Origin of the sequence: Streptomyces sp. NPDC013457, assembly GCF_043089925.1 — a bacterium.
GTDB lineage: Bacteria > Actinomycetota > Actinomycetes > Streptomycetales > Streptomycetaceae > Streptomyces.
Window position 1 is genome coordinate 18148 of record NZ_JBICBL010000008.1, and the last position, 26092, is coordinate 44239.

The following is a 26092-nucleotide window of genomic DNA, read 5'->3' on the forward strand; positions in this document are numbered from 1 at the left end:
CCGTAGAATTGGGCGCATTGTGTCTGAGACCCGTGAAACCGCCACCCGTACCGAGCCCGTCGTCTTCCAGCGGGGCAGTCAGAGGTTCGCCGCCGGGGAAGGGCCGCTGCCCGATCCCGCCGGGTCCCACCACGAGCGGCGGATCCGCAGCTTCCAGCCCCGCCGCAGCCGCGTCACCGCCGGTCAGGCCGAGGCGCTGCTGAAGCGCTGGCCCGACTGGGGTCTCGACATCGACGGCAAGCGGACCCTGGACCTGGACGACATGTTCGGGGGCCTGCCCGTCGTCCTGGAGATCGGCTTCGGCATGGGCGAGGCGACGGCGAAGATGGCCGCCGCCGACCCCGGCACCGGCATCCTCGCCGTGGACGTCCACACCCCCGGCCAGGGCAACCTCCTCGGTCTCGCCGACCGGGGCGGCATGGAGAACGTCCGGGTCGCCAACGGCGACGCGATCATCCTGCTCCGCGAGATGCTCGGCGCCGACGCGCTCGACGGCTGCCGCGTCTACTTCCCGGACCCCTGGCCCAAGAAGCGCCACCACAAGCGGCGGCTGATCCAGCCCGAGTTCCTCACGCTGCTCGCGACGCGGATGAAGCCCGGCGCCGTCCTGCACTGCGCGACGGACTGGGAGGAGTACGCCGAGCAGATGCTCGAGGTGCTCTCCGCCCACCCCGACTTCGAGAACACCCAGCCGGACGGCGGCTACGCGCCCCGCCCGGCCTTCCGCCCCCTCACCCGCTTCGAGGGGCAGGGCCTGGACAAGGGCCACGTCGTGCACGACCTGCTGTTCCGCAGGACGTAGGGCCTCTTTCCACAGGCAGGAGTGCCGCTCCTCCACGGGAAGGAGCGGCGCTTTTCCACAGGAAGCGGCCGAAGACGGAGAACCCCGTCGCGAGTGTCGGTCCCGCTGGTTAGGGTCGCTGACGTGTCGAACCGCGTCCCCGTCCCCACTCGGGACACCGAAGAGCCGGACTTCCCGGCCGTCCCGGACCGCGCCCAGTGGCGCTACAGGCCCCGTCGCGCCTTCTGGCGCAGCAGGGTGGTCCGGGCGGTCGCCGTGATCACCGTGCTCGCGCTCTGCGCGCTGGTGATCCTGGCCATCGTGCGGGAGCAGACCGGGACGGAGGGCTTCCTCGTCGGGCTCGCGCTGGCCGTCCTGCCCGTTCCGCTGCTGCTGGCCGCGTTCCGCTGGCTGGACCGGGTCGAACCGGGCCCATGGCGCAACCTGATCTTCGCCTTCGTCTGGGGAGCCTTCGCCGCGACGCTCGTCGCGATCCTCGCCAACTCCTTCGCGGTCCGCTGGATCGCGACCGCCACCGCCGACCCCGCCTCCGCCGAGTCCCTCGGCGCCACGGTCGTCGCGCCGGTCGTCGAGGAGAGCGCCAAGGCGGCGGCGATCCTGCTGATCTTCCTCTTCCGCAGACGGCACTTCACCGGCCTCGTCGACGGCGTGGTGGTCGCCGGCTTCACCGCCACCGGCTTCGCCTTCACCGAGAACATCCTCTATCTCGGCAACGCCTTCGGCGAGGACCAGGACATCGGCTCCGGCGGCCTCGGCGCCACGACCGCGGGCACGTTCTTCGTACGGGTCGTGATGTCGCCGTTCGCGCATCCGCTCTTCACCGTCTTCACCGGCCTCGGCTTCGCCTTCGCCGCCCTCGCCACCTCCCGGCGCAGGTTCCTGCGGCTGCGCCGGATCCTGCTGCCGCTCGCGGGCCTTGTCCTCGCCATGGGCATGCACGCCCTGTGGAACGGCTCCGCGACGATCCTCGGGCCGCTGGGCTTCATCCTGGTCTACGGCATGTTCATGGTGCCCACGCTCGCCCTGCTCACCTGGCTGGCGATATGGAGCAGGCAGCGCGAGCTGCGCACGATATCCGGGCAGCTCCCGGCGTACGCGGCGGCCGGGTGGCTCTCGCCCGCCGAACCGCTCGCGCTCTCCTCGATGCGGGCCCGCTCCGTGGCCCGCGACTTCGCCCGCCGTACGTACGGCAAGCCGGCCGCGGCGGTCGTCGGGGAGTACGAGGCGTTCGCGACGACCCTCGCCTTCCTGCGCCATCGCGCCCAGCGCGGCGCGGCGGGGCCGGAGTTCAGCGCGCGCGAGCAGGAGCTGCTCCACCACCTCTGGCAGCGCAAGGCGGTCGCCTCCCCCGCCCTGACCTACGCGGCGCGGGCGACGGGCCGGGTGTGGGCCCCGCCGCAGTACCTCGACTACAGCGGCTACAACCCGTACCGGAGCTAGGGCGGGCGGCGCCGAGTACCGGACGGAAGCGGCGCCGACCTCTCAGAAGGATCCGGCGACGAGCACACGGGGACGGACCCTGCGGCGACGGGCCGGGGGTCCAGGGGCCCGGAGGGGCCGGAGGTCCAGGGGCCCGGAGGTGCCAGGGGCCGGGGTCCAGGGGGCCCGGGGCCGGGGGGCCAGGGGCCCGGGGGGCCAGGGGCCCGGGGGGCCAGGGGCCCGGGGGGCCGGGGGGCCAGGGGCCCGGGGGGCCCGGGGGTCCCGGCAGCCCTGGCGTCGGGGGGACGTCGCCAGGACCGCCGGAGCCGTGGGGACGTCCGGGGTCAGACGGAGATGCCCTTGCCCGCCAGCCAGGCCGCCGGGTCGACGCCCGCGCCGCCCGGGGTGTGGACCTCCAGGTGCAGGTGCGGGCCGGTCACGTTGCCGGTCGCGCCGACGCGGCCGATGGTGTCGCCGGTGCCCACGGTCTGGCCGGCGCTGACCGTCATCGAGGACAGGTGCGCGTACCAGACCTCCGTACCGTCCTCCAGCTCCAGGACGATCCGGTAGCCGTACGAGCCGGACCAGCCCGCCGACTTGATCGTGCCGCCGTGCACCGCCTTGACCGGGGTACCGGTGGGCGCCGCGAAGTCGAGACCGGTGTGGTAGCCGGAGGACCACATGGAGCCGGACTGGCCGTACGTGGAGGTGAGGGTGTACGACGACGTGGGCAGCGCGTAGCTCGCGGCGAGCTTGGCCAGCCGCTCCGCCTCGGCCTTCGCGGCGGCGGCCGCCTCGGCCTTCCGCTTCTCCTCCGCCGCGGCCTTCTCCGCCGCGTCGGCCTTCGCCGCCGCCTCGGCCGCCGCCTTCTCGGCCGCCGCCTTCTCCGCCGCGGCCTTCTTGTCGGCGTCGGCGGAGGCCTGCTGCTGCTCGGCCTGCTGCATGATGCGGGCGCGCAGCGCCTCACCGGCGTCCGCCGTCGAGGCGGCGGGCGAGCCGGCGGCCTTCTCGGCGCTGTCGGCCGGGAGGGCGAGGGTGGCCGTGAGCGGCTGCGGGTTGTTCGTCCCGGAGTCCGTGCCGTCCTCGCCCGAGATGAGCTCGCCGACACCGGGCAGCTCGGAGGCGTCCGGCAGGTTGAGGTCGGGGAGGGATATCGAGACCGGCGGCCTGTCCTTGGCGGTCGCCATGCCACCCGCGCCGACGGCCGCGATGACACCGACGCCGAGGACGGTGGAGGAGCGGGCGAAGCCGGAGCGCTGCTTCACGACACGGTGACGGCCGCCCGAACGGGCCTGCTGGCGAAGGGAGTCCTCGGTGGGGTTCCACTCCCCCCACGTGGTCGTGTCGTCGTCCGTCCCGGCGGCGCCCGGGGCGCCGAACGCGTTGAACCCGTCAGAAAGACCCTCGGGAGCAGGGGTGTTGGACGCCACGGAGGCGTACTCCTTTCCTTCCTTCTCGCCTACCGGGTTAGCTGACGGGTTCGGAGCAGGAAGGTCTCCTACGGACGGTGTCGCACGGGTGCGACGGTGCCCGATTCACCCCAAGTAGTGGTTCCCCGGTTCCCTTTCAGGATTCGGCGCGTGCGCACGGTGCCGTCTCTGGCGACGGCTGGGACGACCGCGCTGCGTTATCGAACGTTAATAGACACGAGGGCCGGATTCCAAGCTGTTCCCGTTGATCATTAGCGAGATTAAGCTGGTACAGACCGATTTGATCCCGCTTCAGTACGGACCATTGCCGGACCCCGTGAACTGACGGTTCGTCAATTGTTATCGCAGTGGTACCTCGCCACTACGGATGGTCACGGCACCACGGGCATCGTCCTGCGCCGCTCCGGCTGTCCCGCCGCGGGACGGCTCACCGCGAGCAGCGCCATGTCGTCCGTGGAGCCGCCGCCCGTGTACCGGCGGACGTCGTCGACCAGCGCGTCGAGCAGCTCGTCCGGCCCCGGGAAGATCCGCCCGGCCAGCCGCTCGGCCGGATCATAGAAGGCCCCCGAGGCGTCGCGCGCCTCGGAGAGCCCGTCGGTGTAGAGGAGCAGCGTGGCACCCGGCGGATAGGGGGCCTCGTCGGCCCGGTCCGGCCAGGCGGCCAGTTCGCCCATGCCGAGCGGCAGCGCGGGCTCCGTCGGTTCGAGGTGGGCCAGGCCGCCGTCCGCGTACAGCAGCAGCGGCTCGGGGTGGCCGCGGTTCACCATCCGTACGCGCCCGTCGCCACGCGGGATCTCGGCGAGGACGGCGGTGGTGAACCCCTCGAAGGCGTCGAGGCTGGACCGGCGCGTGCCCTCCCGGGCCAGCGCCCGCTCCAGCCGCTGGGCGACCCCTTCCAGGGTGGCCTCCTGCTCGGCCGCCTCCCGGAAGGCCCCGATCACGACGGCGACCGCCTCGACGGCGTCGAGCCCCTTGCCCCGGACGTCACCGACCACGAGCCGTACCCCGTACGGCGTGTCCTGGACGGCGAAGAGGTCGCCGCCGATGAACGCGTCCGCCTGCGCCGCCTCGTACCGGGCGGCGACCTGGAGCCCGCCGATCCGGTCGGCGGGCGTCGGCAGGACGGCCTTCTGCGCGGTCTCCGCGATCACGCGCGCCGAGGCCAGCCGCTCACCGCTGCGCAGCACGACCCGGTTCACCAGCAGGGCGAGGGCGGAGACGGTGACGACGGTCAGCGTCTCCGTGAGGGAGGGGACCTCGCCGGCGGTGCCGTTGTAGATGTGCAGCCCGATGCTGGCGATGACCGCGGTGATGCCCGTGAGCAGCGTCGTGAGCATGGAGAAGAACGGGGCGGCGAGCAGCGGCGCGGCCGAGAACATCGGCGCGGCCGTATAGGCGGGCGGGGTGGAGAGGTCGAAGACGACACCGCCGAGGATCAGCAGCGGGGGCAGTGCGCGGAGGAACCGGCGGGTCCGCTCGGCCCGCAGCCCAGGCCGCCCGTTCCCGTTCCCGCTCGCGTTCCCGTTCCCGTGTCCGTTCCCGCCTCCCGTCCCGTTCCCGCCTCCCGTCCCGTGTCCGGTCCCTTTCCCGTGCGCGGTTCCGTTCCCGGTTCCCTGCCCGCGGCCGGTCCCTTTTCCGTCGGTCCCGTTCCCCTGCCCCTGCCCCACCTGTGGTCTCCTGCCCGGTCCGTACACGGCGACGGACGGTACCGCGCCCTCCCCAGGGTGCCGGGCGCCGCGCCGTGCGGCGAGCTCCGCTCGCCCAAGTGGGTTACCTCAACTCCCCACCCCCGCGCCCGCGCCCAGCCGCCCGCCCCGTCCGAGCGCCCCCACCGCGCCCGCGCACGCCAGCCCGACCCCGCACAGCACCAGCCAGGGCGTCAGCGACCACCCGGTCACGTCGAGCAGTGCGCCCGTCCCCAGGTTCCCGAGCGTGATCCCGACCCCGCAGACGGTGTTGTAGAGCCCGTAGTGCGTGGCCACCCACCGTCCGCCCGAGAGCGCGACGACCGTGTCCATCTCGTACGGGTACAGCACCGCGTTCGCCGCCGCGAGCACCGCCGCGCACAGCAGCAGGCCCCCGAGCCCGGGCACGAAGGGCGGCAGCAGGAACGCGGCCCCCATCAGCACCAGGCCGAGGACCAGACACCGCTCACGGCTCAGCCGCCGCCCGCACCAGGCCGTGATCCGCAGCTGACCGGCGAGCGCCACGAGCGCGGAGACGACGAAGAGCGCGGTCGTCGCCGCCGTGCCGTCCGCCGCGAGCGGCAGCGCCAGATAGACCTGGAAGGACAGGACGTACGAGCCGGTCATCGCCAGTGAGAAGAGCCAGAAGGTGCGGTTGGTCAGCACCGTGCGGAACTGACCCCGCTCCTCGGCCGCCGCCTCCCCCTCGGCGGTTCCCGTCTCCGCCGCCGCCTTCCCGCGGACGGGCAGGTGCCGCAGCTGCACCAGTGTCAGCACGGCGAACAGCACCGCCGCCACCACGCACGTCAGCCGGAACGACACCCCCGTCAGCGCCACCCCCACGAGCGGCCCGAGCAGGATGCCCGCCTGGTAGTACGTGTTGAAGAGGGCGAACGCCTCCACGCGCCGCTCCCCCGCCTCCGCCGCGAGGTACGCCCGCACGGCCGGGTTGAACAGCGCCCCCGCCAGGCCCGTCGCCACCGAGGCGACGATCAGCACCGGCAGCGACTGGGCGAACGCGAGCGCCCCGAACCCCGCCGTCCGCAGCGCGCAGCCCGCGACGATCAGCGGCTTGAACCCGAGGCGGTCGGCGAGCGCCCCGCCGGCCAGGAACATGCCCTGCTGGGAGAGGTTCCGGACACCGAGGACGAGTCCCACGGCCCAGGCCGCCATCCCCAGCCCGTCCGCGAGATGGGCGGCGAGGTACGGCATCAGCATGTAGAAGCCGAGGTTGATGGTCAGCTGGTTGAGGAAGAGCAGCCGTACCGCCGGTTCGAAGGTACGGCTCCGCCGCCAGATCCCGCCCTTGGCGGGGGCCGCGACCTGGGCGCTCATCGGACCCGCTCCAGGACCCGGCGCGTCCAGACGTCGACCCGGGCACCGGCCTCGTACACCGCCGGCTCCTCGCGCGGCGGCGCGTCGAGCAGCCCGTGGGCCGCGCAGTACTCGTCGCTGAAGACCGTGTCGAAGTACCGCTGCGGCCCGTCCGGGAAGACGGCCGCGATCCTCGTGCCGCGCGGCCGGGTGCGGGCCAGCCACCCGGCGACGAGCGCGACCGCGCCCACGCTCCAGCCGCCCGTGGCGAACTGACGCGAGGCCAGGCGCCGGGCGGTGCGGACCGCGTCCGCCGGGCCGACCCAGTGGATCTCGTCGAAAGCGGCGTGGTCGACGTTGCCGGGGTGGATGGAGGAGCCGAGCCCGCGCATCAGCCGCTCGCCGGCCGGGAGGCCGAAGACGGTGGAGTGGACGCTGTCGACGCCGACCAGTTCCAGGGCGGGGCTGGACGTGGCCCGCAGGGCGCGGGAGATCCCGGCGGAGTGCCCGCCGGTCCCGACCGCGCAGACCAGGACGTCGATCCGGTCGAGCTGCGCGGAGAGTTCGGCCGCGAGCCCGCCGTACGCCTCGGGGTTGTCGGGGTTGCCGTACTGATCGGGCCACCAGGCCCCGTCGAGGCCGGCCAGCAGCTCCGTCACCCGGTCCATCCGGGCCTGCTGCCACCCGCCGCGCGGGCTCGGCTCCGGCACGACGTGGACCGTGGCGCCGTGGGCGACGAGCATCCGCTCGACGATCGGTTCGAGACCGGGGTCGGTGACGACGTGGACGGGGTGGCCGTGGAGCACCCCGGCGAGCGCGAGGCCGAGGCCGAGGGTGCCGGAGGTCGACTCGACGACGGGCGCGCCGGGCCGCAGCTCTCCGCGGCGGCGGGCCTGTCCGAGCATATGGAGAGCGGCGCGGTCCTTGATGCCGCCGAAGTTGAAGCCTTCGAGCTTGGCCCAGTAGCCGTCGTCCATCCACAGCACGGGTGTGTTGCCGACGGTCTGGGCGGCGACGGAGAGGGAGGCGCCGGGCAGGGGTGTGCCGGGCAGGGGTGTGCCGGACAGCGGGGTGCCGGGCAGCAGATCGGTCATCAGAAGTACGTCCTCGAAGTGGGTACGCCGAAAGGGAGCCTGGTCGTGTCGTACGACCGGCTCAGTTCCGGTTCACTCCGAGGGCGGTCAGCAGCCGGCCCGGTTCGGGGCCGGGCCCCGCCCGGTCGCGGGCGCGGTGCGCGTGCGGATCGGCGGGGAAGGCCTCGTCGGCTGCGAGGAGTACGGCTCCGCCGGCGTCGGGCGCCGCGGGCTGCGGCACCGTCTGGGCGGGCAGATGGACATCGAAGGACCACGTCTCGCCGGACCGTCCGCAGCCGTGCGGCAGTTCGTCGGCGAGGGCGGGGTCGGGGTCGGCGAGGGCGGCCATGGCGGCGGGGGCGGTGAGCAGGTGATGTCCGTGCGAGCCGTGGCAGACGCTCATGAGCAGGGCGAGAAGAGCGAACAGGACGAGGACGGCGGGCGCCCGCCGTCGTACGTCGATCGCTGTCACGTCCTCACGCATGGTGCGCGTGACGTTACGTTGCGGCAGCGCGCGGCCGCAAAGAGGCGTGCCCGCTTTCGGACACCGTTTACTTCGGGCGGTCGGGCCCCTCGGGCGCGTGCGCTCCTAGAGGTTGCGCTCCGCGTAGACCGTCATCGCGTCGCGGACGAGGAGGACGGTGCCCTCGCCGTGCTTGTCGTAGTTCCGGCCGAAGCGCGGATCGTCGACGTACATCTGGCCGAGGCCGATCACGTACTCCTTCGTCGGCGTCGTGGTCGTCGACAGCCACGCGACGTGGCGCCGCGCGATCGCCTGGACCTCGTCGCTGTCGGCGGCGAGGCCGTCCCGGGCCGCCTTCCCGAAGTCACGGGCGATGCCGGCCTGCTCGTCCATGAACGCCTGCTTCTCCTCGGCGCCGAGGGAGCGCCACCAGCGGTCGCCCTTCTCGTACGCGTCGCGACCCCAGCGCTCGGTGACCTCCGCCTCGTACTGCGTGTGATCGAATCCGTCGAACACTTCTTCCGCCATGAGTTCCTCTCCTTTCTCCGTCTTCCGGAGAGTGGTCCGCACCGCCTCGATCTGCCGCCCGATCCGTTCCCGCTCCTGTTCGAGCAGCAGCAGGTGGGTGCGCAGGGCGGCGGGCGTGTCCCGCTGACCCTCCAGGACCTCGGCGATCGCGGGCAGCGAGAGCCCGAGCTCGCGCAGCAGCAGGATGCGCTGCAGCCGCACGAGCGCCGCCTGGTCGTAGTACCGGTAACCGTTGGCGCCGATCCGGCTCGGTTCCAGCAGTCCGCGCTCTCCGTAGTGCCGGAGAGTGCGGCTGGTGGTGCCGGCCTTCCTGGCGATCTCCTGGATCGACCACTCCATGGGGAAGACGCTAAATCTTGACGTCGCGTAAAGGTCAAGCCCGGCTCGCGCACCGCCCGGGACACGACGAAGGCCCGGATCCAGTGACTGGATCCGGGCCTTCGTTGCTACTGAGTAGCGGGGACAGGATTTGAACCTGCGACCTCTGGGTTATGAGCCCAGCGAGCTACCGAGCTGCTCCACCCCGCGTCGGTGAATATGACCTTACGGCATGGGGCGCCGATCCCCTAATCGGTTTCCGGCGGCCTCCCCTGCGGCGCTCTCAGCAGCCGCAGTCCTCTGCGTCGACCGGGGCCGTCAGCGGGTCCGCGTCCTTCCTGCCGGGGCCCTCCCACGTCTCGTAGGGGAAGCCCTCGCGAACCCAGTACTCGAAGCCGCCGAGCATCTCCTTCACCTGGTAGCCCAGCTGCGCCAGGGCGAGCGCGGCGCGCGTGGCGCCGTTGCAGCCGGGACCCCAGCAGTACGTGACCACCGGCACCGACCGGTCGAGCAGCTGCTCGGCCTGCTCGGGGATGAGCGCGGTCGGCAGGTGGACCGCGCCGGGGACGTGGCCCTGGTCCCAGGAGGCGGTGGAGCGGGAGTCGAGGACCACGAAGCCCGGGTCGCCGTCGGCGGCGAGGGCGCCCGCGACGTCGGAGACGTCGGCGTGGAAGGCGAGGCCGGCGGAGAAGTACGCGGCCGCGGCCGCGGCGGAGGCGGGCGGGGTACGAAGTACGGCGTTGACCTGCGCGGTTGTCGTCATGCGTGAAAATCTACGGTCGAAGATCACGACACTGAAGTGGCGATCCCCGGCACTGAGGCCGATCGGCCGGGGATTTCCGGGCGTTCGGCAAGGGACGACAGGGGATCTCACGCAACGGACGGTTCGAGGGCTCGGACCCGTCACGTTTCGCCGGTGCCGTCCGTCATCCCGATGACGGTCATCAACGAGGGAGACACCGATGGACGAGAAGGACCTCCTGGCCGAGCGCTTCCAGGCCGACCGCACGCACCTGAAGGCGGTCGCGTACCGGATGCTGGGGTCGCTGAGCGAGGCCGAGGACGCCGTCCAGGAAGCATGGATCAAGCTCAGCCGCTCCGACGTCGACGACGTGCGGAACCTGAGCGGCTGGCTGACGACGGTCGTCGGACGGGTCTGCCTCGACATGCTGCGCTCGCGCGCCTCCCGCCGGGAGGACCCGCTGGAGTACTTCGTCCCCGATCCGCTGGTCCGGGGCGCGGAGGGCACCACCCGCGACCCCGAGGAGGAGGCGCTGCTCGCCGACTCGGTGGGGCTGGCGCTGCTCGTGGTCCTGGAGACGCTGGGTCCGGCCGAACGGCTCGCCTTCGTCCTGCACGACATGTTCGCCGTCTCGTTCGACGAGATCGCCCCGATCGTGGACCGCACCCCGGCCGCGACCCGCCAGCTCGCGAGCCGCGCCCGCCGCCGCGTCCAGGGCGCCGCCCCGGCCCCGGCGCCCGACATCGCCCGGCAGCGGCAGGTCGTCGACGCCTTCATGGCGGCCTCGCACGGCGGTGACTTCGAGGGGCTGCTCGCGGTCCTCGACCCGGACGTGGTCCTGCGGGTGGACGGCGGCAGGGCGCTCGCGGCGGTCTCCGGCCTGGTCCGTGGCGCCGAGGCGGTCGTCAGCCAGGCGCTCACGTACGCCCGCTTCCGCCGCGACTACCGCAAGGTGCTGGTCAACGGCGCGCCGGGCATCGTCTCGTACACGGACGGCCGGCTGTTCGGGCTCATGGCCTTCACGGTCGTGGACGAGCGCATCGTGCAGATCCAGATCATCGCGGACCCGGACCGCATGGCGGCCCTGGGCGTGCCGGCCCTGGAGGACTGAACCCCCGCGGAGGCGGCCTGATCCCCGGGACGGCCCCTAGGCTGGGTGCATGATCGCTGCGCTCATGCCGGAGGGGGTCGCCGTCGCCGAGGCCTTCGGCGATCTCCCGGATGCCCGGCTGTTCCCGGGGGAGGAGGCGGCGGTCCGCAACGCCGTCGACGAACGCCGTCGCGAGTACACCACCGTGCGGCACCTGGCCCGGCGCGCGATGGCGGATCTGGGGCTGCCGGCCGTCGCCGTCCTGTCCGGTGCCCGGCACGAGCCGCTGTGGCCCTCGGGGGTGGTGGGGAGCATGACCCACTGCCTCGGGTACCGGGCCGCCGCGCTGAGCCTCGACGACCGGCACGCCTCGCTCGGCATCGACGCCGAGCGGCACGCCCCGCTCCCCCGGGGCGTGCTCGCCAAGATCGCCCACCCCGCCGAGGTGCCCCGGTTGGCGGAACTCACGGCCGCGTACCCCGAAGTGCACTGGGACACCCTGCTCTTCAGCGCCAAGGAGGCCGTCTACAAGGCCTGGTATCCGCTGGCCGGCGGCACGCTCGGCTTCCAGGAGACGGAACTGGACTTCGATCCCGCGTCCGACGTCTTCACCGCCGCGCTCCGCCGGCCGGGACCGGCGGAGGCGGGGCATCCGCTCACCCGGATGGCCGGGCGCTGGTACGTCCACGGCGGCCTGGTCTTCTCCGCCGTCACCGTCCGCCGGGCGGCCGCCTCCTAGGAGGCCCGGTCAGACGGGGTGGAAGGGCCGGTCAGACGCGGTCCGGGACCCGGCCCAGGGTCCGGATGGGCCGGGCCGACAGCAGGGCGACGGCGGTGAGGAGCGCGACCAGGACGCCCACCAGGAGCACCTTGTCCGTGCCGACCGCACCGACCGCGGGACCGGCCAGCGCGCTGCCGATGGGGAACATGCCGACGGAGCCCGCGACCTCGTAGGCGTGGACGCGGTTGAGGACCTCGCCCGGCACCTGGGTCTGCACGCTGGTGGCCCACATGACACCCCAGAAGGTGATGCCGACGCCGACCACGACCTGGGCGACGGCAAGCAGCCAGACCGGCCAGTCGAGGACGATGCCGAGCGGGTAGAGCGGGAAGGCCAGCAGCGCCACCGCGCCCGCGGCCAGCGGCCGTGCGGGCTTGTAGCGCATCGCCAGCACCCCGCCGGCCACCGTGCCCGCGCCGAACGCGCAGTTGAGCAGGCCGAACGCGGTGGCACCGTGCGTGGGCACGATCACACCGGCGGCGAGCGTCAGCTGTGGCCCCCAGGAGAGCATCGCGAAGAACATCCAGATCACGATCACGCCCCAGAGCCAGCTCCGGGAGCGGAACTCGTACCAGCCGACCACCAGGTTGCGCACCAGGCTCTCGCCGGCCGGCGGGGCGGGCACCGCCCCGAGCCGGAGCGCGAACAGGCAGACCGCGCTGATGCCGTAGGCGACGGCGGAGATCACCATCACCCAGCCGGTGGCGCCGACACCGACGAGCACACCGGCCAGCGCCGGGCCGCCCAGCGCCGTGAACGCCTCGGATATGCGCAGCGCCCCGTTGGCGCCCTGTACGTCCCGGGCCACCAGCGGGACGGTCGAGGAGGCACCCGGCTGGAACATCGCGTTGGCGGTACCGACCACCATCAGCACCCCGTACAGGTGCCAGAGCTGGTCGATGCCCCGGATGAAGAGGAAGGCGAGCAGCACATGGGCGGTGAGGTTGGCCAGGTCGGCCATGATCATCATCCGGCGGGCGGTGAACCGGTCGGCGAGCACCCCGCCGAACAGCACGAGCCCCGCGAACGGGCCCACCAGGAAGGCCATCGCGTACCCGGCGGTGCTCAGGCCGTACCCGGCGCTGAGCAGTCCGGCCGAGACCGCGACCGGCAGCATGGCCCAGCCGAGCAGGCCCGCGCTCCGGGCGGTGAAGTAGTACTGGAAGTTACGGGTCCAGATCGCCGGTTCCCCGGCCGCCGCCGACGGCGCCTCGGCGGGCCGGTCCTCGACCGGTGCGGCCGTGACCGCCGCAGAGGGGTCTGCCGAGTGATCGTTCATGTCTTCTTCACTACTCCAGCGGTGAGGGTGGGCTTGCGGTCGTACGGTTCGGGGCGGGCGGGGCGCCCAGGCGTGCGGCGAACGGACGGGCGGGGGGCGATGTGGTCAGCGGCCGGACTCGGCCGGGACGGAGGCAGGGCGCAACTCCCCCACGGTGACCGGCTCCAGGCCGCGTCCGAGCAGGCCCTCGATGATCGAGGGCAGCGCCCGAACGGTCTGGCCCCGGTCGCCGGCGCCCTCGTGCATGAGCACCACCGAGCCCGGCCCCGCGGCACCGAGGACGGTCTCGGCGATCTGCTCGGGCCCCGGCCGCGACCAGTCGCGGGAGTCGACGTCCCACATCGTCATGGTGGTGGGATGGTCCGCCAGGGCGGCCAGCACCTCGGGGGTCAGCGCGCCGTACGGCGGCCGGAAGAGCGTCGGGGCCTCGCCGGTCAGCCGCGCCACCGCCTCCGTCGTCCGGTCGATCTGCTCGTGCAGCTGAACCGGTGTCAGGTCGGGCAGGAAAGGGTGCGACCAGGAGTGGTTGCCGATCTCGTGCCCGGCCGCGGCGATGCGGCGCACCTCGTCGGGCAGCGCCGCGACATGGTGGCCGACGCAGAAGAACGTGGCCCGGACGCCGTAGCGGTCCAGGATCTCCAGGATCCGGCGGGTGTGCACCGGATCCGGGCCGTCGTCGAAGGTGAGCGCCACCCTCGGCGTGTCCCGGCTGCCGTGCTCGATGCAGCGCCCCGCGGCCGTCAGCCCGGCCTGGATCGGCTCGCTGCGCCGTACGCCCTCGAAGTACTCGTCGGCACGGCCGGACAGGCTTCCCCCTTCGGCCGTCACCCTGGCCAGCGCGTCCGGCTCGCTCCGCGCCTGCTCCGCCAGCCGCGCGGCCGGGACGGAGCCGAACCCCGGCCGGGGCGGCAGCAGCCACGGATCGGCGCGGTAGACCTCCAGGCCGGCCGCCGTCATCGGTCCGTCGAGCAGCCCGTTGGTGCTCTCGAACACCGCGGCCAGCGGCTGCTCCTCGCCCAGCTCCCGGAGCCGCTCGACGAGTGCGGCCACCTGGTCGGCGCCCCAGCTGCTCGGCTCCGTCACCCTGCGCCCGGCCGTGTCGAGGACCTCGACCTCGTAGCCCGCGCCGGTCCAGGCGATTCCCGCGTAACGCTTGCTCATTCGTCCCCCAGAGCGGTCGCCTCGGCGATCACCGATTCCTCGACCCCGCGCAGGAAGCGCTCCATCCCCTCACGGGAGAGCACCGCCGGGTCGGCCGTCATGCAGAGCTCCAGGGCGCCGGGGGCCGTCAGCACGTCCACCGCCACCGACACGTTCACCCGCGGCAGGAACTCCGTGGGCCAGCTGAACTCGGTCCGGCCGGCCAGCTCGCCCAGCGGGGCGTCCGGCCGCTCGACGGTGTCGAACGGCCCGTCGGCCGGGTCCCGGGTGTCGTTCCACCAGCAGGAGTGGTCGGCCGCCTCGCCCCGCTCGACCAGCCGCGCCACCTCCCGGTCCAGCGCCCACTTGTCGTACCCGGCGTGACGGAACGCGCTGAACGAGACGGACCGGGTCCGCCGTACCGCGTCCTCGAAGTCCTTGTCCGCGTCCGTGAGGAGGAAGACCGCCTCCTGCGCCATCGTGCTGACGGACTCGGCGGCGGCCGGCTGGAAGCGGTTGCTCACCACCACCTGGAACAGCACGTCGCTGCTCCCCGACATACGGGCGAGCTGGTGGGAGGCCGCGCCGAGCAGCACCGCGGCGTCGCTCACCCCCAGCTTCCCGGCCACCCGCTCGACGGCGACCGCGAGGGCGGGCGACCGCAGCAGCGCGTTGGGGAACATGCGGCCCGGATCGGTCGCCGCCCGATCCGGATCCGCCGGGTTCAGGAAGATCCGCTTCGGGCCGGCGGTGAGCCGCTCGCACCAGTAGCGCCGGGCACCCTCGTCCCGGCGCCGGCCGAGCGGCGAGGCCTGGATCTCCGCCGCCTCCAGGGGCTGGAGCGCGGGGCGGGCCAGGAGCAGGGCCTCGGCGGACTCCCCCTCCTCGATCAGCGCCAGGTCACGGAGCATCCGGCCCTCGCCCCAGAGGTCCATCGCGGTGTGCGAGGCCGCGAGGACCAGCCGGTGGACCAGGCCCTCGCACTCCACGAGACCGACCCGGAAGGGCCACTCCCGCGCGTGGTCGAAGGCGCGCCCCGCCAGCTCCTCCATCAGGGCCTCACCGGCCGCGGGGGCATCCGCCTGCGCGCACTCCCTGACCTCGACCGGAAGCTCGCCGGAGCCGTCCACGACCTGGTCCAGACCGTCCACCCCGTCCGGCAGGAGCCTGGTGCGCAGGCTGTCGTGCATCCGGAGCAGCTCCGTGAGGTCCGCGAGTACGCGGGCGGCGGGGCGGGGCGGGGTGAGCGGCAGGTCGAGCCGCAGGTTGTACCGGGGGGCGTCGTCGCCGAGCCGGGTGACGACACCCCAGATCGCCCGCTGCCCCCAGGTGGCCGGGCCGGTACCGGCGCGCGCGGACTCCAGCCTGATGGTCCGCTCCTGCGCCGTACGGCCCGTGCCGTTCCTGCCGCCCGTACCGCCAGTGCCGCTCGTACCGCCCGTACCGCGGGTGCTGCCTGTGGTCACCGTGGTCACCGTGTTTCCCGACCTTCCCTTCGGTTGACTCGTATCGGTCGCCTCGTACGACGCCTGCCGCCTGCCGGCATCGGCCCGGCCTGCCCTGCGCCGGAGCCGCTAGTCCAGGCCCTGCGAAATGACCATGCGTTGGATCTGGTTGGTGCCCTCGACGATCTGCAGCAGCTTGGCCTCGCGCATCCAGCGCTCCACGGGATGGTCGGAGACGTAGCCGGCGCCGCCGAGCACCTGCACCGCGTCCGTGGTCACCTTCATCGCCATGTCGGTGGCGAAGAGCTTGGCCTTGGCCGCCTCCAGCGAATACGGCAGCCCCGCGTCCTTGAGGCGGGCGGCCGCCAGGGTCAGCGCGCGGGCCGCCGCGATCTGGGTGGCCATGTCGGCCAGCAGGAAGCCGACGCCCTGGAAGGAGGCGATCCGCTGCCCGAACTGGCGCCGCTCCTTCGCGTACCGCACGGCGTAGTCGGCGGCGGCCTGGGCGATGCCGACCGCGCAGGCCGCGATGCCGAGGCGCCCGCAGTCCAGCGCGCCCATGGCGATCAGGAAGCCCTTGCCCTCACGTCCGATCAGGCGCCCGGCCGGGACCCGCACGCCCTCGAAGCCGACCTGGGCCGTGGGGTTGGACCAGACGCCGAGCTTCCGCTCCGGCTCGTGCACGACCATGCCCGGCGTGTCCCCGGGGACCACCAGGCAGGACAGCCCCCGGGCCCCCGGACCGCCGGTGCGGCTGAACACGTTGTAGAAGTCCGCGTGACCGGCGTGGGTGACCCAGGCCTTGGTGCCGGTGACGCGGTACGTGTCGTCCTCCCGTACCGCACGGGTGGTGAGCGAGGCCGCGTCCGAACCGGCCTCCGCCTCCGACAGGCAGTACGCGCCGAGCAGTTCGCCGCTCAGCATGTCCGGCAGCAGCTCCTCGCGCTGGGCCTCGGTGCCGTAGGTGGCGGTGCCGAAGCAGGCGAGGTTGTGCACGTTGACCGCCTCGGCCACTCCGAACCAGTGGTACGCGATCTCCTCCAGCGCCTGGAGGTAGACCTCGTACGGCTGTCCCCCGCCGCCGTACTCCTCGGGGTACGGCAGGCTCAGCAGCCCGGCCTTGCCCAGGGTGCGCACGATCTCCCGGGGGAACTCGTGGGCGGCCTCGAACTCCGCCACGTTGGGCGCGAGTTCGGCGGCGGCGATCTCCCTGACCAGGCCGAGCAGATCGGCCGCCTCCTCCGTGGGCAGGATGCGCTGGACCTTCATCGGACGACCTCCGTGATGTCGGGTGTGGTGAGCGACGTCGCCGGGCGGGTCGGTGACGGCTTGCGGGACGGTGACGGCGGGCGGGACGGTGACGGCAGGCGGTCAGTGACGGCCCCAGTCGAGGGTCTCCGGCCAGTGCCGGCCGACCCGGCGGACGGCGTAGTCCCAGTACGAGCGGACGGAGAGGTCGGCATAGATGAAGTCCTGCTTGGCGGCCACGTCCTGCTCGGTGGACCACGTGTACGGGACGCCGGTGCTCTCGGCGGTCAGCTGGAGGCGGCAGGCCCGCTCCAGCACCTGCGCGAAGACGGAAGCGTGCCGCACGCTCTTGCCGACGATCACTCCGCCGTGGTTGCGCAGCAGGACCGCCGGGTGGTCGTCGAGGTCCTTCGCGATGTGCTCACCGGTCTCGATGTCCAGGACCGTGTTGCTGGTCTCGGTGAAGAGGCCGATCCGGTCGCGGAAGTAGGCGCCGTCGTGCGAGACAGGCCGCATCGGCAGATCCGTCGCACCGAACAGCAGGGTGTACGGCGCGTGGCTGTGGACGATGCCGTTGACGTCCGGGCGGGCTCGGTAGATGGCCTGGTGCAGCGGCAGCTCCGGCGGCGCCAGCGGCGGCGCGGGCAGGGTGTGGTCCACCGAGCAGCGGACCACGTCCGCCGGGGCGGCCTCGTCGAAGCCGACCAGCGCGCCCTTGATGAAGAACTCGTCCCGGCCCGGTATCCGGGCGGAGATCTGGCCCTGGTTGAAGTCGTCGTGCCCGTCGAGGGACAGCATCCGGGCGCCGATCGCCACCTGGAGGACGAGCCGGCTCTCGGCCGGGTTCAGCGGCCGCGGTTCATCGGTGGTCATGTCGTGTTCCTCGCTGTCAGGTCGTCGTAGACGTTGCGCATGGTGACCAGGCCGGGAGTCGCGGCGCGCGCCCAGTCGGCGGCGGCCAGCGCGCCCCGGGCCGGCACGGTCCAGCTGCCGACGTGGTGCCGGACGTGCAGCGCCTCGCCTTCCCAGGTGTGGGTCAACTCGTGTTCGCCGACGGGCAGTCCGGCCCGCTCGTCGGCGATGTCGGCCACCGCCCGGCCGCTCGCCCCGGCCCAGGTGTCCGCGAGCGCCAGCGCGGTGGCGCTCGGACGGTGCGCCTTGCCGAGCGGGTGCCGCTCCCGGATGGTGGTGGTCGTGGCGAAGCGGCCCGTGGCGAGGCCGGCGGTGAACTCGGCGATGCGGACCTGGAGGTAGTGGGCGAAGGAGAGGTTGGTGGCCCGGACCACCGGCACCATGTCCGCCAGCTCCTCCAGCGCCTTCCACTGGGTGTCCGTGAGGTTGGAGACGCAGGCGACGAGCGGTACGCGATGGCCGGCGCAGAAATCCAGCACGTCGGCGTGCGCCTCGGGGGCGCTGGCGTCGACGAGCACGTCGGGCACCGCCTCGGCCGACCAGCCGCCGCGGCGGGAGGCGGTGAGGGAGACCCTCGTGCCGTCGGCCTCGCAGACCGCCCGCAGGGCCGAGCCGAGCCGCCCGAGGCCGACGATCCCGATCGTGGGCCCGCCGCTCACCGCCGCGTCAGGCATCGGCGCCCACCCCGCTCGCGACCACCAGGGCCGTGACGGAGTCGATGCTCTCGTAGTGCTCGATGTCGGCCTCCGGGTCCAGATAGACACCGACCTCGTTCTCGATGCTGTCGATCAGGCGCATGTACGAGAGCGAGGAGTAGCCGACGTCGCGCAGCGAGTAGTTCGCGGCGGCGAGTTCGGCGGCGGAGACGCTGCCGTCCCCGGCGGCGACGGCCAGGTCGATGATCTTGGTACGGAGCGCGGTGCTGTCCATGGGGAGTTCCTGTGTCTCGAAGAGGGATTCAGTTGCTCTGGGGCTCGGCGAGCAGGCGCCGCAGGCGCTCGACGGACGGCTTGCCGATCGAGTTCGCCGGAATGCGGTCCACCAGCCGGAGGATTCCGGGCACCTTGAACGAGGGGAGCGTCGCCGCGCAGTGGGTGCGCAGGGACTGGGCGGTCACACCGGTTTCGACGGCGACGACGGCCGCCAGGGTCGGCTCACCGTGCTGGTTCTCGGCCTCGAAGGCGACCGCGTCCAGCACTCCGGCGGCCGTACGCAGCACGTCGGCGACCTCGATCGGGTCGATCTTGCGCCCGCCCACGTTGACCATCCGGCTCGTCCGTCCGGTCAGGTGCAGCGCGCCGTCCAGCAGATGGCCCTGGTCGCCGGTGCGGTAGTACCCCTCGGCGTCGACACGCTCCTCGAACACGCCGGGAGCGTTGAGGTACCGCGAGCCCATCGACTCGCTCCTGACCCGGATGCCCTGCTCCTCCGCGAGCAGCCGCACACCCGGCAGCGGCACCCCGAGCCCGCTGCCCGCCCCGTCGGGGGCGTAGGTCAGCGGACCGGTCTCGGCGACGCCGTAGTAGTTGTGGATCGGTACGCCGGTGAGCCGCGTGAACTCCTGGCGTACGGTCTCGCGCAGCGGGGCTCCGGAGGAGATCGCGGTACGGACGGCCCCGAAGCCCTCCTCGGGGGCGCGGCGCACGATCGACTCGTACAGGGCCGGGAACGCCACCAGTCGCGTCGCCCCGGTGCTCTCCAGGAGCCGTACGACCCGGGAGGCGGTCGGCAGACCCGTCGACAGGTGCAGCGAGGCCCCCGGCATGAAGGCCGCAAGCAGGGACGTGTTGAACGCCAGACCGTTGGAGAGCGCGGCGAAGCAGGCGATCCGGTCGTCGGCCGAAAGGCCGGTGCCCTTCACCCAGTTGGCCGCCGCGGCGGACACGGCCGCGCCGGAGAACTCGATGCAGTTGGGCCGCCCGGTGGAGCCGGACGTGAAACGGCACACCTCGGTGTCGTCGAGGAGCCGGGGCCGGGCCCGGGAAGCGTCGGACCGGCGCACCCGGCCGACCGCGAGGCCGCCGAACGCACCGTCGACGTCGACGCTCTCCGTCACGACGGCGGAGACGTCGGCGCCCGGGGCGTGGACCAGCAGATCGAGGCCGCAGTCCTCGGCGATCCGCTGGAGGTCGTACGGGCCGAAGGCGGCGTCGGCCAGGAAGGGCACGCCTCCGGCGAACAGCGTGGCGAGAAGACCGACCACGTAGTCGACGGAGTTGGTGGCGTAGAGCCCCACGCGCAGCCGCTCGCCAGGCGCGTCGCCCGGCCCCTCGTACCTGGCGAGCCGGTCCGCGGCGGCACGGGCCCGGTCGGCGAGTTCGGCGTATCCGAGCGATCCGTCGGCGTCGGTGACCGCGACCCGCTCGCCGTGGCGGGCCAGGACGTCGGTGAAGAGGCCGGGAAGTACGTCGGTCATCGGCTCACCGCTCGTTCTGGGCGTGCGCCATGGCAAGCCGGTCGAACTTGATGCCCGAGTCGTCCGGGCAGCCGAGCAGCAGGGCGTACAGGATCTCGTCGTCCTCCGGCAGACCGGCCAGCGTGCGCCAGAGCGGTGTGTCGAAGCCGCCGATCGCGGTCACCCCGAGCTTCGCGCCGTTCGCGCCGAGGTAGAGGAGCTGTCCCAAGGCGCCACAGCGAAAGCCGAGTTCCCGCAGGTTCTCGGCACCGGCGGCCGAGTCGGCCCCGGCGAGCGAGGTGCGCGGCACATGGAGCAGGAGGACGGCGGAGGCTCCGGCGAGGGCGCGCTGCTGCATGCAGGCACGGGCCACCTCGTCGGTGGACGGGAGCCGTTCCGGTCGCCGCTCACCGGTCCGCAGCCGGTACACGGCGTCCCGCTCGGGGTCCGTGGTGGACCGCAGGACCAGGGTCGCGGAGAGCGGGGAGACCTCGGGGAGGTCGGTCGCCAGCGGCGTCGAGAGTGCGGAGACGGCCTGCCAGACGGCGTCGGCGGCGACGGGTTCGCCCGTGAACGCCTTGCTGGAGGAGCGGGTCGCGATCAGTTCCGGCCATCCGGACGGGTCACCCAAGCCGTGCTGTCCGTCGGACGGTTGCCGGTCGGTGCGGATCCGGGTGAGCGGTGCGGGTACGGAGTGGAGGCTCGGGGAGCCGGAGTGTTCGGGCCATGCGGCGACGGAGTCCCAGCAGGTGGTCTCCAGCCACGACCGCCAGGTGGCGCCGCGCAGCTCCCGGTCGGTCTGGTCGTGCACGGTCCAGCGGGTCCATGCCTCGCCCGCCGGGCCGGCGGGCACCAGGGTCGCGGAGTGGATCTCGCGGCAGTTCTCTCCCGCCTCCAGCAACTCCGAGAGGGACTCCCTCGGGAAGCGCAGCCGAAGCGCCCCCGTGGCACCCCGGCCGGCAGCGGCGAGTAAGAGGTTCCCGGCCGCGTGCCCCGCGTCGAGCTGGGTGTACAGGTAGCCGCGGTCACCGTACTTGCGCATCGAGAGCCAGGGCCGGGTGAGCGTGACCACCAGCGCGCCGCCGTTCTCCGGAACGGCAAGCAGGGAGGCGTCCAGCGCGGTGGTGACGCGCGCGCCGACGGCCAGCCGGGCGCAGGTACGGCGGTCGGTGTCGATCCGGAAGGCGGTCGGCACACCGTCCTCCAGGACGAGGACGGCGAACTCGTACGGGTACACCGCTCCGGCCGACGGGACCGCCCGCGCCACGTACGAGCCGCAGGAGCGGTTGGCGCGACTGGTCAGCACGCCCTCCTCCAGCAGCGACAGGGCAAGGCGCAGACCGGGTGCCACCACGGGCTCGGCGGCCGGCTCGGGCGCGGCCGCCGGCAGGGCCACCCGCGCCCATAGATCATTGATACGGCCCGGCGATTCGGGCTCGGGTGCGTATGCGACGGAGACGGCTTTGTGTGAGATCTGTTTTCCTTGCACGTCTGACGCAAGCCTCCTATTCTCTGACAGCCCACGGAAAAATGCATGGCAAGGCAGCACAGCCCGCAACGAATTCATGCGGAACTCATGCATGACGAAGAAATGCAGGGGCGCACCGGCTCATGGGTGCGCAAAGATCCCCCACGGAACCCCTGCAGGACTTGAAGCGCCTCCGACCAGGCACTGATGCGTTCTCGGATCGCGAGAAGGGTGCTGCGACCTACTGGCACCCACACTGCTGCGCCGACCGCGGCGAGCGCTTTCCCATCCGGCCCCCTGTCTCGGAATATGACACGTATCCGATGGAACGCCTCGCGGACGAGAACGCATGATCGGTTACGGCCATTCCAGCCTGCCAAGCCGCTCGGTATTGGTCAAGACCATTAGAAAAGCAAGGCTGTTGAATATGTCAGGGCGCCCCGGGGGAAGACGATAGATCGGACACCGGTCTTCAGCTCCGGCACACCCCGCGGACACCGCCGCGGGGGTCGTCCGACACCTTCGGGTGCCGCGCTGCCGACCCGGCCGCCCCCGCACACGACGAAGCGCCCCGCCCGGTCGAGACCGGGCGGGGCGCTTCCTGCAGGCCGGAGGGTCTCCCCTCCCCTGTCGTACGTAGGCCGTGTGGGACTCGAACCCACAACCAACGGATTAAAAGTCCGCTGCTCTGCCAATTGAGCTAACGGCCCTCGGCACAACACACCCGAGCATAGCCGCATCGATCGCCGGAGCCGATCGGGTATCCGACACGGCCCCGTCTCCGCGTGGCCCGCCCGGGACGGCGGGCGGGCCCCACGGGGTGGGTCAGTACAGGGCCTTGAAGGCGGACCAGCCGCCCGTGCCGATCAGGACACGCGCCGCGTACTGGCCGTTGCCCTGGTTGCTGTAGCGCCACAGCTTCCCGGACGTGTCACGGGCGACGAGATCCCCCCGCCCGTCGCCGGTCAGATCACCGACGCCGACGAGGGAGGTGTACGCGCCCCAGCCGCCGCCGACCTTCACCCGCGCGGTCACGCCACCCGAAGCGGTGCCGTAGTAGCGCCACAGCACCCCCGACGCGTCCAGGCCGAGCAGATCGCCCCGCCCGTCACCGTTCAGGTCACCGGCGCCCGTGATCTTCCCGTACAGCTTCCAGTTCGTACCGATCTTCACCCGGGAACCGAGCCGGTGGTCGGCCGTCCCGGCGTAGAAGTACACGTCGCCGGTGGACGCCTGGCGAGCGATCAGATCCGTCCGGCCGTCACCGTTCACGTCACCGGACGACGTCAGCACGTCGTACTGGCCCCAGCCCGAACCGATCACCGTGTACGGCGACGACGCCGACACGACCGCGCCGCAACCCGGCCGGTACGCCCGCAACTGGTCACCGACGCGAACCAGCACGTCGTTGCAGCGGTCGCCGTTGACATCGCCGAAGGGCACGAGCGCTGACGACGAGGCGAACTTCCCGCCGGTACCCGCCATCCGCGACGACACGCCGCCCGTGCCGGTGCCCTTGTACAGCGACACCAGACCGGTCGTGTCCATCGCCAGCAGATCGCCGAACCCGTCGTCGCCCATGAGGTCCCGGCGCACCGCCGCGGCACCGCTCACCCCGACCGTGCCCGTGGCCTTCGCCTCGACGGCCCGGCCGTCGGCCGGCTTCGCCGACAGCGTCCACGCGTACGCGCCGTTCGCGACCGGCTTCCCGGCCGCGTCCTTGCCGTCCCACGATGTGCTCACGTAGCCGCGCGCCTTGCCTCCCGAGAGCGTGCGCACCACGGCTCCGGTCGTGTGGCTCCGCAGAGTGAGCGTCCAGGAGGCAGCGGGTTCGGTGAGCCACCAACGCGGTTTCCAGGAGTCGTTCCTGACGTTCGCGGCAGCGGCCGTCACGGCATCCGCCACCGTGATGCCGGACGTGGCGACACCACTGCCCGCGAGGTGGAGCGCGCCCTTCGCCCCGGCCCAGGCGATCGAGTTCGTCGCCGGGTCGACGTCCCACGCCGCGTCGCCGGCGTCCAGATCGGCGTCGATCTCGTGGACCGTGCCGCCGTTGCGCAGGTCCTTCACCTTGAGCTTGTCGTCCTGCGGGTACGCGATGAGTCCGTCGCCGAGCTTGGCACGCCTCCCGTAGCCGATCCCGAGGGGGGTGATGGCGTCTGTCTCCAGGTCCAGCACGCCCTCGTCGTCCCGTGCTCCGGAACAGATCCAGTGCAACCAGCGGCCGACCGACTCGGCACCCTCGACGAAGCAGCCCGAGAGGTACGCCTCGTCGACGCGGGCGCCTGTCCGGACGTCGTAGCCGACGATCGAGCCGTGTCCCTCGCCCCTGGCCCACAGCGTCGTACCCGAGAGGGACAACGCCTGGACGGGGAGTTTCCGGACCACCCGACCAGTGTCGGTGTCCACGATCCGGGTCTCCGGCGAGCCGCCGGGAAGCATCGCGTAAGCAGCGGTCCAGCGGCCCCAGCTTCCGATCACGCCCTGCGAGCCGGTGCCGACGTCGATCGGGGTGCCGGGCAGCCGCTCACCCTCGGCCAGCCGATGGATCGGCAGGACGCCCGGGCTCGGTCCACTGCCCAGAGGGCCGCCGTAGACGATGCGGCCGTCGCCGGTCTCGTCGACCTCCGGGCAGCCGAGGTTGCACCCCGGGGGCAGGGTCGGCAGCCAGCCCCGGTCCTCGCGCGCGCCGTGGACGAACGTGTCGCCCCCGGGCTCGGCCGTGCGTGTGTACATGCCCGTACGGCCGACCGCGGCGACGCTCTCCAGGCTGGTGAGCCGGCCCTGGTGGTACGACAGCTGGTTCACCGTGTTCGGCACGGTCCGGGTCGCCACGCGGGTGTCGCGCGTGGCGAAGGCCCGTCCCCCGCCGTCCGCCCGGATCAGCTGGACGCCCCACTCGGAGACGGTCGAACCGCCGTGGACCAGCAGACCGCCGTCCGGGGTCGCCATCGCGGGGTCCATCGACCGGGCCAGGACGGTGCGGACAGGTCCGCCGTCCAGCGGCTCGGCGTCCACACGCCAGTTGGGCAGGTCCAGGGCACGCGCTCCGAGCGCCGGGTCGTGCCGGGCGACGATCAGCTCCTGGCCGACCATGCCCAGCACCCGGGTCTCCAGGTCACCCTCGAGCGGCAGCACGCGCTCGGGCTTCGTCAGGTCGCCCCGCCGGAACACGGTCACCTTGCCGTACCCGCCGACCAGCAGTCGGTCCGGCGTCAGGAACATATCGCCGACGATCGACGACGTGTCGACGCCGATGGGGGACACCCGCTGCCGCGTCACGTCCAGCCAGTAATACGCGCCCCTCCAACCGAGCACCGCGCCCTCGGCGTCGCCGACTCCGACGCCGACCCCGCCGTTGCCCTCGGGCAGCCCCTCGACAGGGCGGTCACGCAGCTGCCCGTCCTGGACGTCCAGCACATGGAGGCGGGTCTCGGCCACGGGCCCGCTCCGGGTCAGCACGTTCCAGCCGAACGCCTTCATGAAACTGTGCCCGGCCGGCAGCTTCACGGTCGCGGTTCGTCCCGTGACCATGTCGCGCAGTGAGACGGTGTCCGTAGACTCCACGTGGTGCGCGATCACGTCCGACGCCCCGGTGCGCCATCCGTGCGACGGGCCGACCGTGCTCGTCGGGTCGACCTCGACCTCACCGGCGCCGCCGTACGAACGCCAGATCGCGCCCCGCCCTTCCTCGACGCGCAGATATCCGTGAGGCCCGGCGTTCACCACGTCGCTGTGGACGGGCACCTCGGTGGTCACCCCGGGGATGACCACCGTGGCGGGCGACTGCGCCTGTGCGGTGGGGAACTCCGGGCCGACGGCGAACGCCGCTCCCAACGCGACCGCGACGGCGACGAAGCCGCCCAGGGGTCTCTTGTCGTACACGCTTCTCCTCATCGGAAACGTCAGCCGCTTCCGGCTCTCATGCAACGGAGGAGGGGGGCGCACGGCGGCATGCGGCGGACAGCGTGCGCGGACGACGACCGGACGGACGTGGTGCGCGACGAGGGCGAGTTCGGGATCCCGCGGCCGAATCCGCGATCGGACGGAGGCCCCCCTGCCTGTCCTTCTGCCCGGTGCCCCCCACTCAGGTGAGCGGATCCTAACAGCCGTTGGTCGCCGTGCTCGCGGGCGCCGGCAGGCACGTTCGAACCCGTTCAAAGAAACAGGGCCCGTACGTCACCGAAGTGTCGTACGGGCCCTGCTCGGCGTCTCTCTCAGCGAGCTACGCCAGGTCAGCCGTTGCGCTTCCAGCGCGGCTTGTCGTCGCGGCGGCCGAAGGAGCCGCCCGTCGAGCCGGTGCCGCGGTGGTCGCCGCCGCCGCGGTGGTCGTCACGGCGGCCGAACGGGCGGTCGCCGCCCGAGCGGAAGCCGCCCGACGGGCGGTCGTCACGACGGTCGCGGTTGAACGGACGGTCGCTGCCACGGTGGCCGCCCGAGGGGCGGTCGTCGCGGCGGAAGCCGCCACGGTCGTCACGACGGTCGTTGTCCCGGCGGAAGCCGCCCGAGGGACGGTCGTCACGGTTGAAGCCGCCCGAGGGACGGTCGTCACGGCGGAAG

The 26092-nt window shown here is 72.6% G+C and carries 21 protein-coding genes, 2 tRNA genes, 1 pseudogene and 1 riboswitch; of the genes and pseudogenes, 4 read left to right on the plus strand and 20 right to left on the minus strand.

Annotated features, from left to right (window positions below; all coding sequences use genetic code 11):
* Nucleotides 1-19: 19 nt before the first annotated feature.
* Together trmB and ACF1G2_RS21800 are read left to right on the plus strand one after the other, a co-directional pair.
* Nucleotides 20-802 carry a tRNA (guanosine(46)-N7)-methyltransferase TrmB gene (gene trmB / locus ACF1G2_RS21795; RefSeq protein ID WP_391799862.1) on the plus strand — a complete coding sequence of 261 codons (783 nt, stop codon included), beginning with the start codon at nucleotides 20-22 and terminating at the stop codon, nucleotides 800-802.
* 123 nt (nucleotides 803-925) lie between these two features.
* Entirely contained in the window at nucleotides 926-2242 is a 1317-nt protein-coding gene (locus ACF1G2_RS21800) for a PrsW family intramembrane metalloprotease (protein ID WP_391799863.1), read from the plus strand.
* Nucleotides 2243-2565: 323 nt separating this feature from the next.
* Here ACF1G2_RS21800 and ACF1G2_RS21805 read toward each other — a convergent pair whose 3' ends face one another.
* From ACF1G2_RS21805 to ACF1G2_RS21840, 8 genes are all read right to left on the minus strand, one after another.
* Complete coding sequence (locus tag ACF1G2_RS21805; protein WP_391799864.1) at nucleotides 2566-3651, minus strand: M23 family metallopeptidase; 1086 nt, start codon at nucleotides 3649-3651, stop codon at nucleotides 2566-2568.
* Between the two features lie 11 nt (nucleotides 3652-3662).
* Nucleotides 3663-3810: riboswitch (cyclic di-AMP (ydaO/yuaA leader) on the minus strand.
* Between the two features lie 212 nt (nucleotides 3811-4022).
* Nucleotides 4023-5138: a PP2C family protein-serine/threonine phosphatase gene (locus ACF1G2_RS21810; RefSeq protein WP_391800208.1), complete on the minus strand. Its 1116-nt coding sequence runs from the start codon at nucleotides 5136-5138 to the stop codon at nucleotides 4023-4025.
* Between the two features lie 288 nt (nucleotides 5139-5426).
* The gene (locus tag ACF1G2_RS21815) at nucleotides 5427-6671 is read right to left on the minus strand and encodes an MFS transporter (RefSeq protein ID WP_391799865.1); all 1245 of its coding nucleotides are present in this window, start codon (nucleotides 6669-6671) and stop codon (nucleotides 5427-5429) included.
* On the minus strand, nucleotides 6668-7744 hold the full coding sequence (locus tag ACF1G2_RS21820; RefSeq protein ID WP_391799866.1) for a PLP-dependent cysteine synthase family protein: 1077 nt from the start codon (nucleotides 7742-7744) through the stop codon (nucleotides 6668-6670). Before ACF1G2_RS21820 ends, ACF1G2_RS21815 begins: the two co-directional genes overlap by 4 nt.
* A gap of 61 nt (nucleotides 7745-7805) precedes the next feature.
* Complete coding sequence (locus tag ACF1G2_RS21825) at nucleotides 7806-8207, minus strand: hypothetical protein (protein ID WP_391799867.1); 402 nt, start codon at nucleotides 8205-8207, stop codon at nucleotides 7806-7808.
* Between the two features lie 105 nt (nucleotides 8208-8312).
* Nucleotides 8313-9053 carry a MerR family transcriptional regulator gene (locus ACF1G2_RS21830; protein WP_391799868.1) on the minus strand — a complete coding sequence of 247 codons (741 nt, stop codon included), beginning with the start codon at nucleotides 9051-9053 and terminating at the stop codon, nucleotides 8313-8315.
* Nucleotides 9054-9168: 115 nt separating this feature from the next.
* Nucleotides 9169-9242, minus strand: a tRNA-Met gene (locus ACF1G2_RS21835).
* Nucleotides 9243-9315: 73 nt separating this feature from the next.
* Nucleotides 9316-9795 carry a rhodanese-like domain-containing protein gene (locus ACF1G2_RS21840; protein WP_391799869.1) on the minus strand — a complete coding sequence of 160 codons (480 nt, stop codon included), beginning with the start codon at nucleotides 9793-9795 and terminating at the stop codon, nucleotides 9316-9318.
* A gap of 199 nt (nucleotides 9796-9994) precedes the next feature.
* Between ACF1G2_RS21840 and sigJ the strand changes: the two genes are divergently transcribed.
* Both sigJ and ACF1G2_RS21850 read left to right on the plus strand, forming a co-directional pair.
* Nucleotides 9995-10885, plus strand: a complete 891-nt coding sequence (gene sigJ / locus ACF1G2_RS21845) for an RNA polymerase sigma factor SigJ (protein WP_391799870.1) — start codon at nucleotides 9995-9997, stop codon at nucleotides 10883-10885.
* 49 nt (nucleotides 10886-10934) lie between these two features.
* Nucleotides 10935-11603 (plus strand): 4'-phosphopantetheinyl transferase, encoded by a 669-nt coding sequence (locus ACF1G2_RS21850; RefSeq protein WP_391799871.1) that lies wholly within the window; start codon nucleotides 10935-10937, stop codon nucleotides 11601-11603.
* A gap of 31 nt (nucleotides 11604-11634) precedes the next feature.
* Here the strand turns inward: ACF1G2_RS21850 and ACF1G2_RS21855 are convergent, their stop codons facing one another.
* The 12 genes and pseudogenes from ACF1G2_RS21855 to ACF1G2_RS21910 all read right to left on the minus strand — a co-directional run.
* The gene (locus ACF1G2_RS21855) at nucleotides 11635-12924 is read right to left on the minus strand and encodes an MFS transporter (protein ID WP_391799872.1); all 1290 of its coding nucleotides are present in this window, start codon (nucleotides 12922-12924) and stop codon (nucleotides 11635-11637) included.
* Between the two features lie 105 nt (nucleotides 12925-13029).
* Nucleotides 13030-14085 carry a polysaccharide deacetylase family protein gene (locus tag ACF1G2_RS21860; protein WP_391799873.1) on the minus strand — a complete coding sequence of 352 codons (1056 nt, stop codon included), beginning with the start codon at nucleotides 14083-14085 and terminating at the stop codon, nucleotides 13030-13032.
* Nucleotides 14082-15530 carry a condensation domain-containing protein gene (locus ACF1G2_RS21865; protein ID WP_391799874.1) on the minus strand — a complete coding sequence of 483 codons (1449 nt, stop codon included), beginning with the start codon at nucleotides 15528-15530 and terminating at the stop codon, nucleotides 14082-14084. Before ACF1G2_RS21865 ends, ACF1G2_RS21860 begins: the two co-directional genes overlap by 4 nt.
* Before the next feature lie 108 nt (nucleotides 15531-15638).
* Nucleotides 15639-16778 (minus strand): acyl-CoA dehydrogenase family protein, encoded by a 1140-nt coding sequence (locus tag ACF1G2_RS21870; RefSeq protein WP_391799875.1) that lies wholly within the window; start codon nucleotides 16776-16778, stop codon nucleotides 15639-15641.
* A 102-nt stretch (nucleotides 16779-16880) separates the two neighbouring features.
* On the minus strand, nucleotides 16881-17630 hold the full coding sequence (locus ACF1G2_RS21875; protein WP_391799876.1) for a class II aldolase/adducin family protein: 750 nt from the start codon (nucleotides 17628-17630) through the stop codon (nucleotides 16881-16883).
* Complete coding sequence (locus tag ACF1G2_RS21880) at nucleotides 17627-18343, minus strand: dihydrodipicolinate reductase C-terminal domain-containing protein (RefSeq protein WP_391799877.1); 717 nt, start codon at nucleotides 18341-18343, stop codon at nucleotides 17627-17629. The genes ACF1G2_RS21875 and ACF1G2_RS21880 overlap by 4 nt, the downstream gene beginning before the upstream one ends.
* The gene (locus ACF1G2_RS21885) at nucleotides 18336-18599 is read right to left on the minus strand and encodes a phosphopantetheine-binding protein (RefSeq protein WP_391799878.1); all 264 of its coding nucleotides are present in this window, start codon (nucleotides 18597-18599) and stop codon (nucleotides 18336-18338) included. Before ACF1G2_RS21885 ends, ACF1G2_RS21880 begins: the two co-directional genes overlap by 8 nt.
* Before the next feature lie 28 nt (nucleotides 18600-18627).
* Nucleotides 18628-20085 (minus strand): class I adenylate-forming enzyme family protein, encoded by a 1458-nt coding sequence (locus ACF1G2_RS21890; protein WP_391799879.1) that lies wholly within the window; start codon nucleotides 20083-20085, stop codon nucleotides 18628-18630.
* A 4-nt stretch (nucleotides 20086-20089) separates the two neighbouring features.
* Nucleotides 20090-21460 carry a nitroreductase family protein gene (locus tag ACF1G2_RS21895; protein ID WP_391799880.1) on the minus strand — a complete coding sequence of 457 codons (1371 nt, stop codon included), beginning with the start codon at nucleotides 21458-21460 and terminating at the stop codon, nucleotides 20090-20092.
* Nucleotides 21461-22169: 709 nt separating this feature from the next.
* Nucleotides 22170-22242 (minus strand) — tRNA-Lys (locus ACF1G2_RS21900).
* Nucleotides 22243-22357: 115 nt separating this feature from the next.
* Nucleotides 22358-25417: an FG-GAP-like repeat-containing protein gene (locus ACF1G2_RS21905; RefSeq protein ID WP_391799881.1), complete on the minus strand. Its 3060-nt coding sequence runs from the start codon at nucleotides 25415-25417 to the stop codon at nucleotides 22358-22360.
* 350 nt (nucleotides 25418-25767) lie between these two features.
* Nucleotides 25768-26092: pseudogene (locus tag ACF1G2_RS21910) on the minus strand (RNA helicase); the annotation flags it as partial.

Excerpts from the sequence above, each read along its gene's own strand:
- ACF1G2_RS21815 (WP_391799865.1), bottom strand. The coding sequence starts at position 6,671 with ATGAGCGCCCAGGTCGCGGCCCCCGCCAAGGGCGGGATCTGGCGGCGG.
- ACF1G2_RS21820 (WP_391799866.1), bottom strand. The coding sequence starts at position 7,744 with ATGACCGATCTGCTGCCCGGCACCCCGCTGTCCGGCACACCCCTGCCC.
- ACF1G2_RS21825 (WP_391799867.1), bottom strand. The coding sequence starts at position 8,207 with ATGCGTGAGGACGTGACAGCGATCGACGTACGACGGCGGGCGCCCGCC.
- ACF1G2_RS21830 (WP_391799868.1), bottom strand. The coding sequence starts at position 9,053 with ATGGAGTGGTCGATCCAGGAGATCGCCAGGAAGGCCGGCACCACCAGC.
- ACF1G2_RS21840 (WP_391799869.1), bottom strand. The coding sequence starts at position 9,795 with ATGACGACAACCGCGCAGGTCAACGCCGTACTTCGTACCCCGCCCGCC.
- sigJ (WP_391799870.1), top strand. The coding sequence starts at position 9,995 with ATGGACGAGAAGGACCTCCTGGCCGAGCGCTTCCAGGCCGACCGCACG.
- ACF1G2_RS21850 (WP_391799871.1), top strand. The coding sequence starts at position 10,935 with ATGATCGCTGCGCTCATGCCGGAGGGGGTCGCCGTCGCCGAGGCCTTC.
- ACF1G2_RS21855 (WP_391799872.1), bottom strand. The coding sequence starts at position 12,924 with ATGAACGATCACTCGGCAGACCCCTCTGCGGCGGTCACGGCCGCACCG.
- ACF1G2_RS21860 (WP_391799873.1), bottom strand. The coding sequence starts at position 14,085 with ATGAGCAAGCGTTACGCGGGAATCGCCTGGACCGGCGCGGGCTACGAG.
- ACF1G2_RS21870 (WP_391799875.1), bottom strand. The coding sequence starts at position 16,778 with ATGAAGGTCCAGCGCATCCTGCCCACGGAGGAGGCGGCCGATCTGCTC.
- ACF1G2_RS21875 (WP_391799876.1), bottom strand. The coding sequence starts at position 17,630 with ATGACCACCGATGAACCGCGGCCGCTGAACCCGGCCGAGAGCCGGCTC.
- ACF1G2_RS21880 (WP_391799877.1), bottom strand. The coding sequence starts at position 18,343 with ATGCCTGACGCGGCGGTGAGCGGCGGGCCCACGATCGGGATCGTCGGC.
- ACF1G2_RS21885 (WP_391799878.1), bottom strand. The coding sequence starts at position 18,599 with ATGGACAGCACCGCGCTCCGTACCAAGATCATCGACCTGGCCGTCGCC.
- ACF1G2_RS21890 (WP_391799879.1), bottom strand. The coding sequence starts at position 20,085 with ATGACCGACGTACTTCCCGGCCTCTTCACCGACGTCCTGGCCCGCCAC.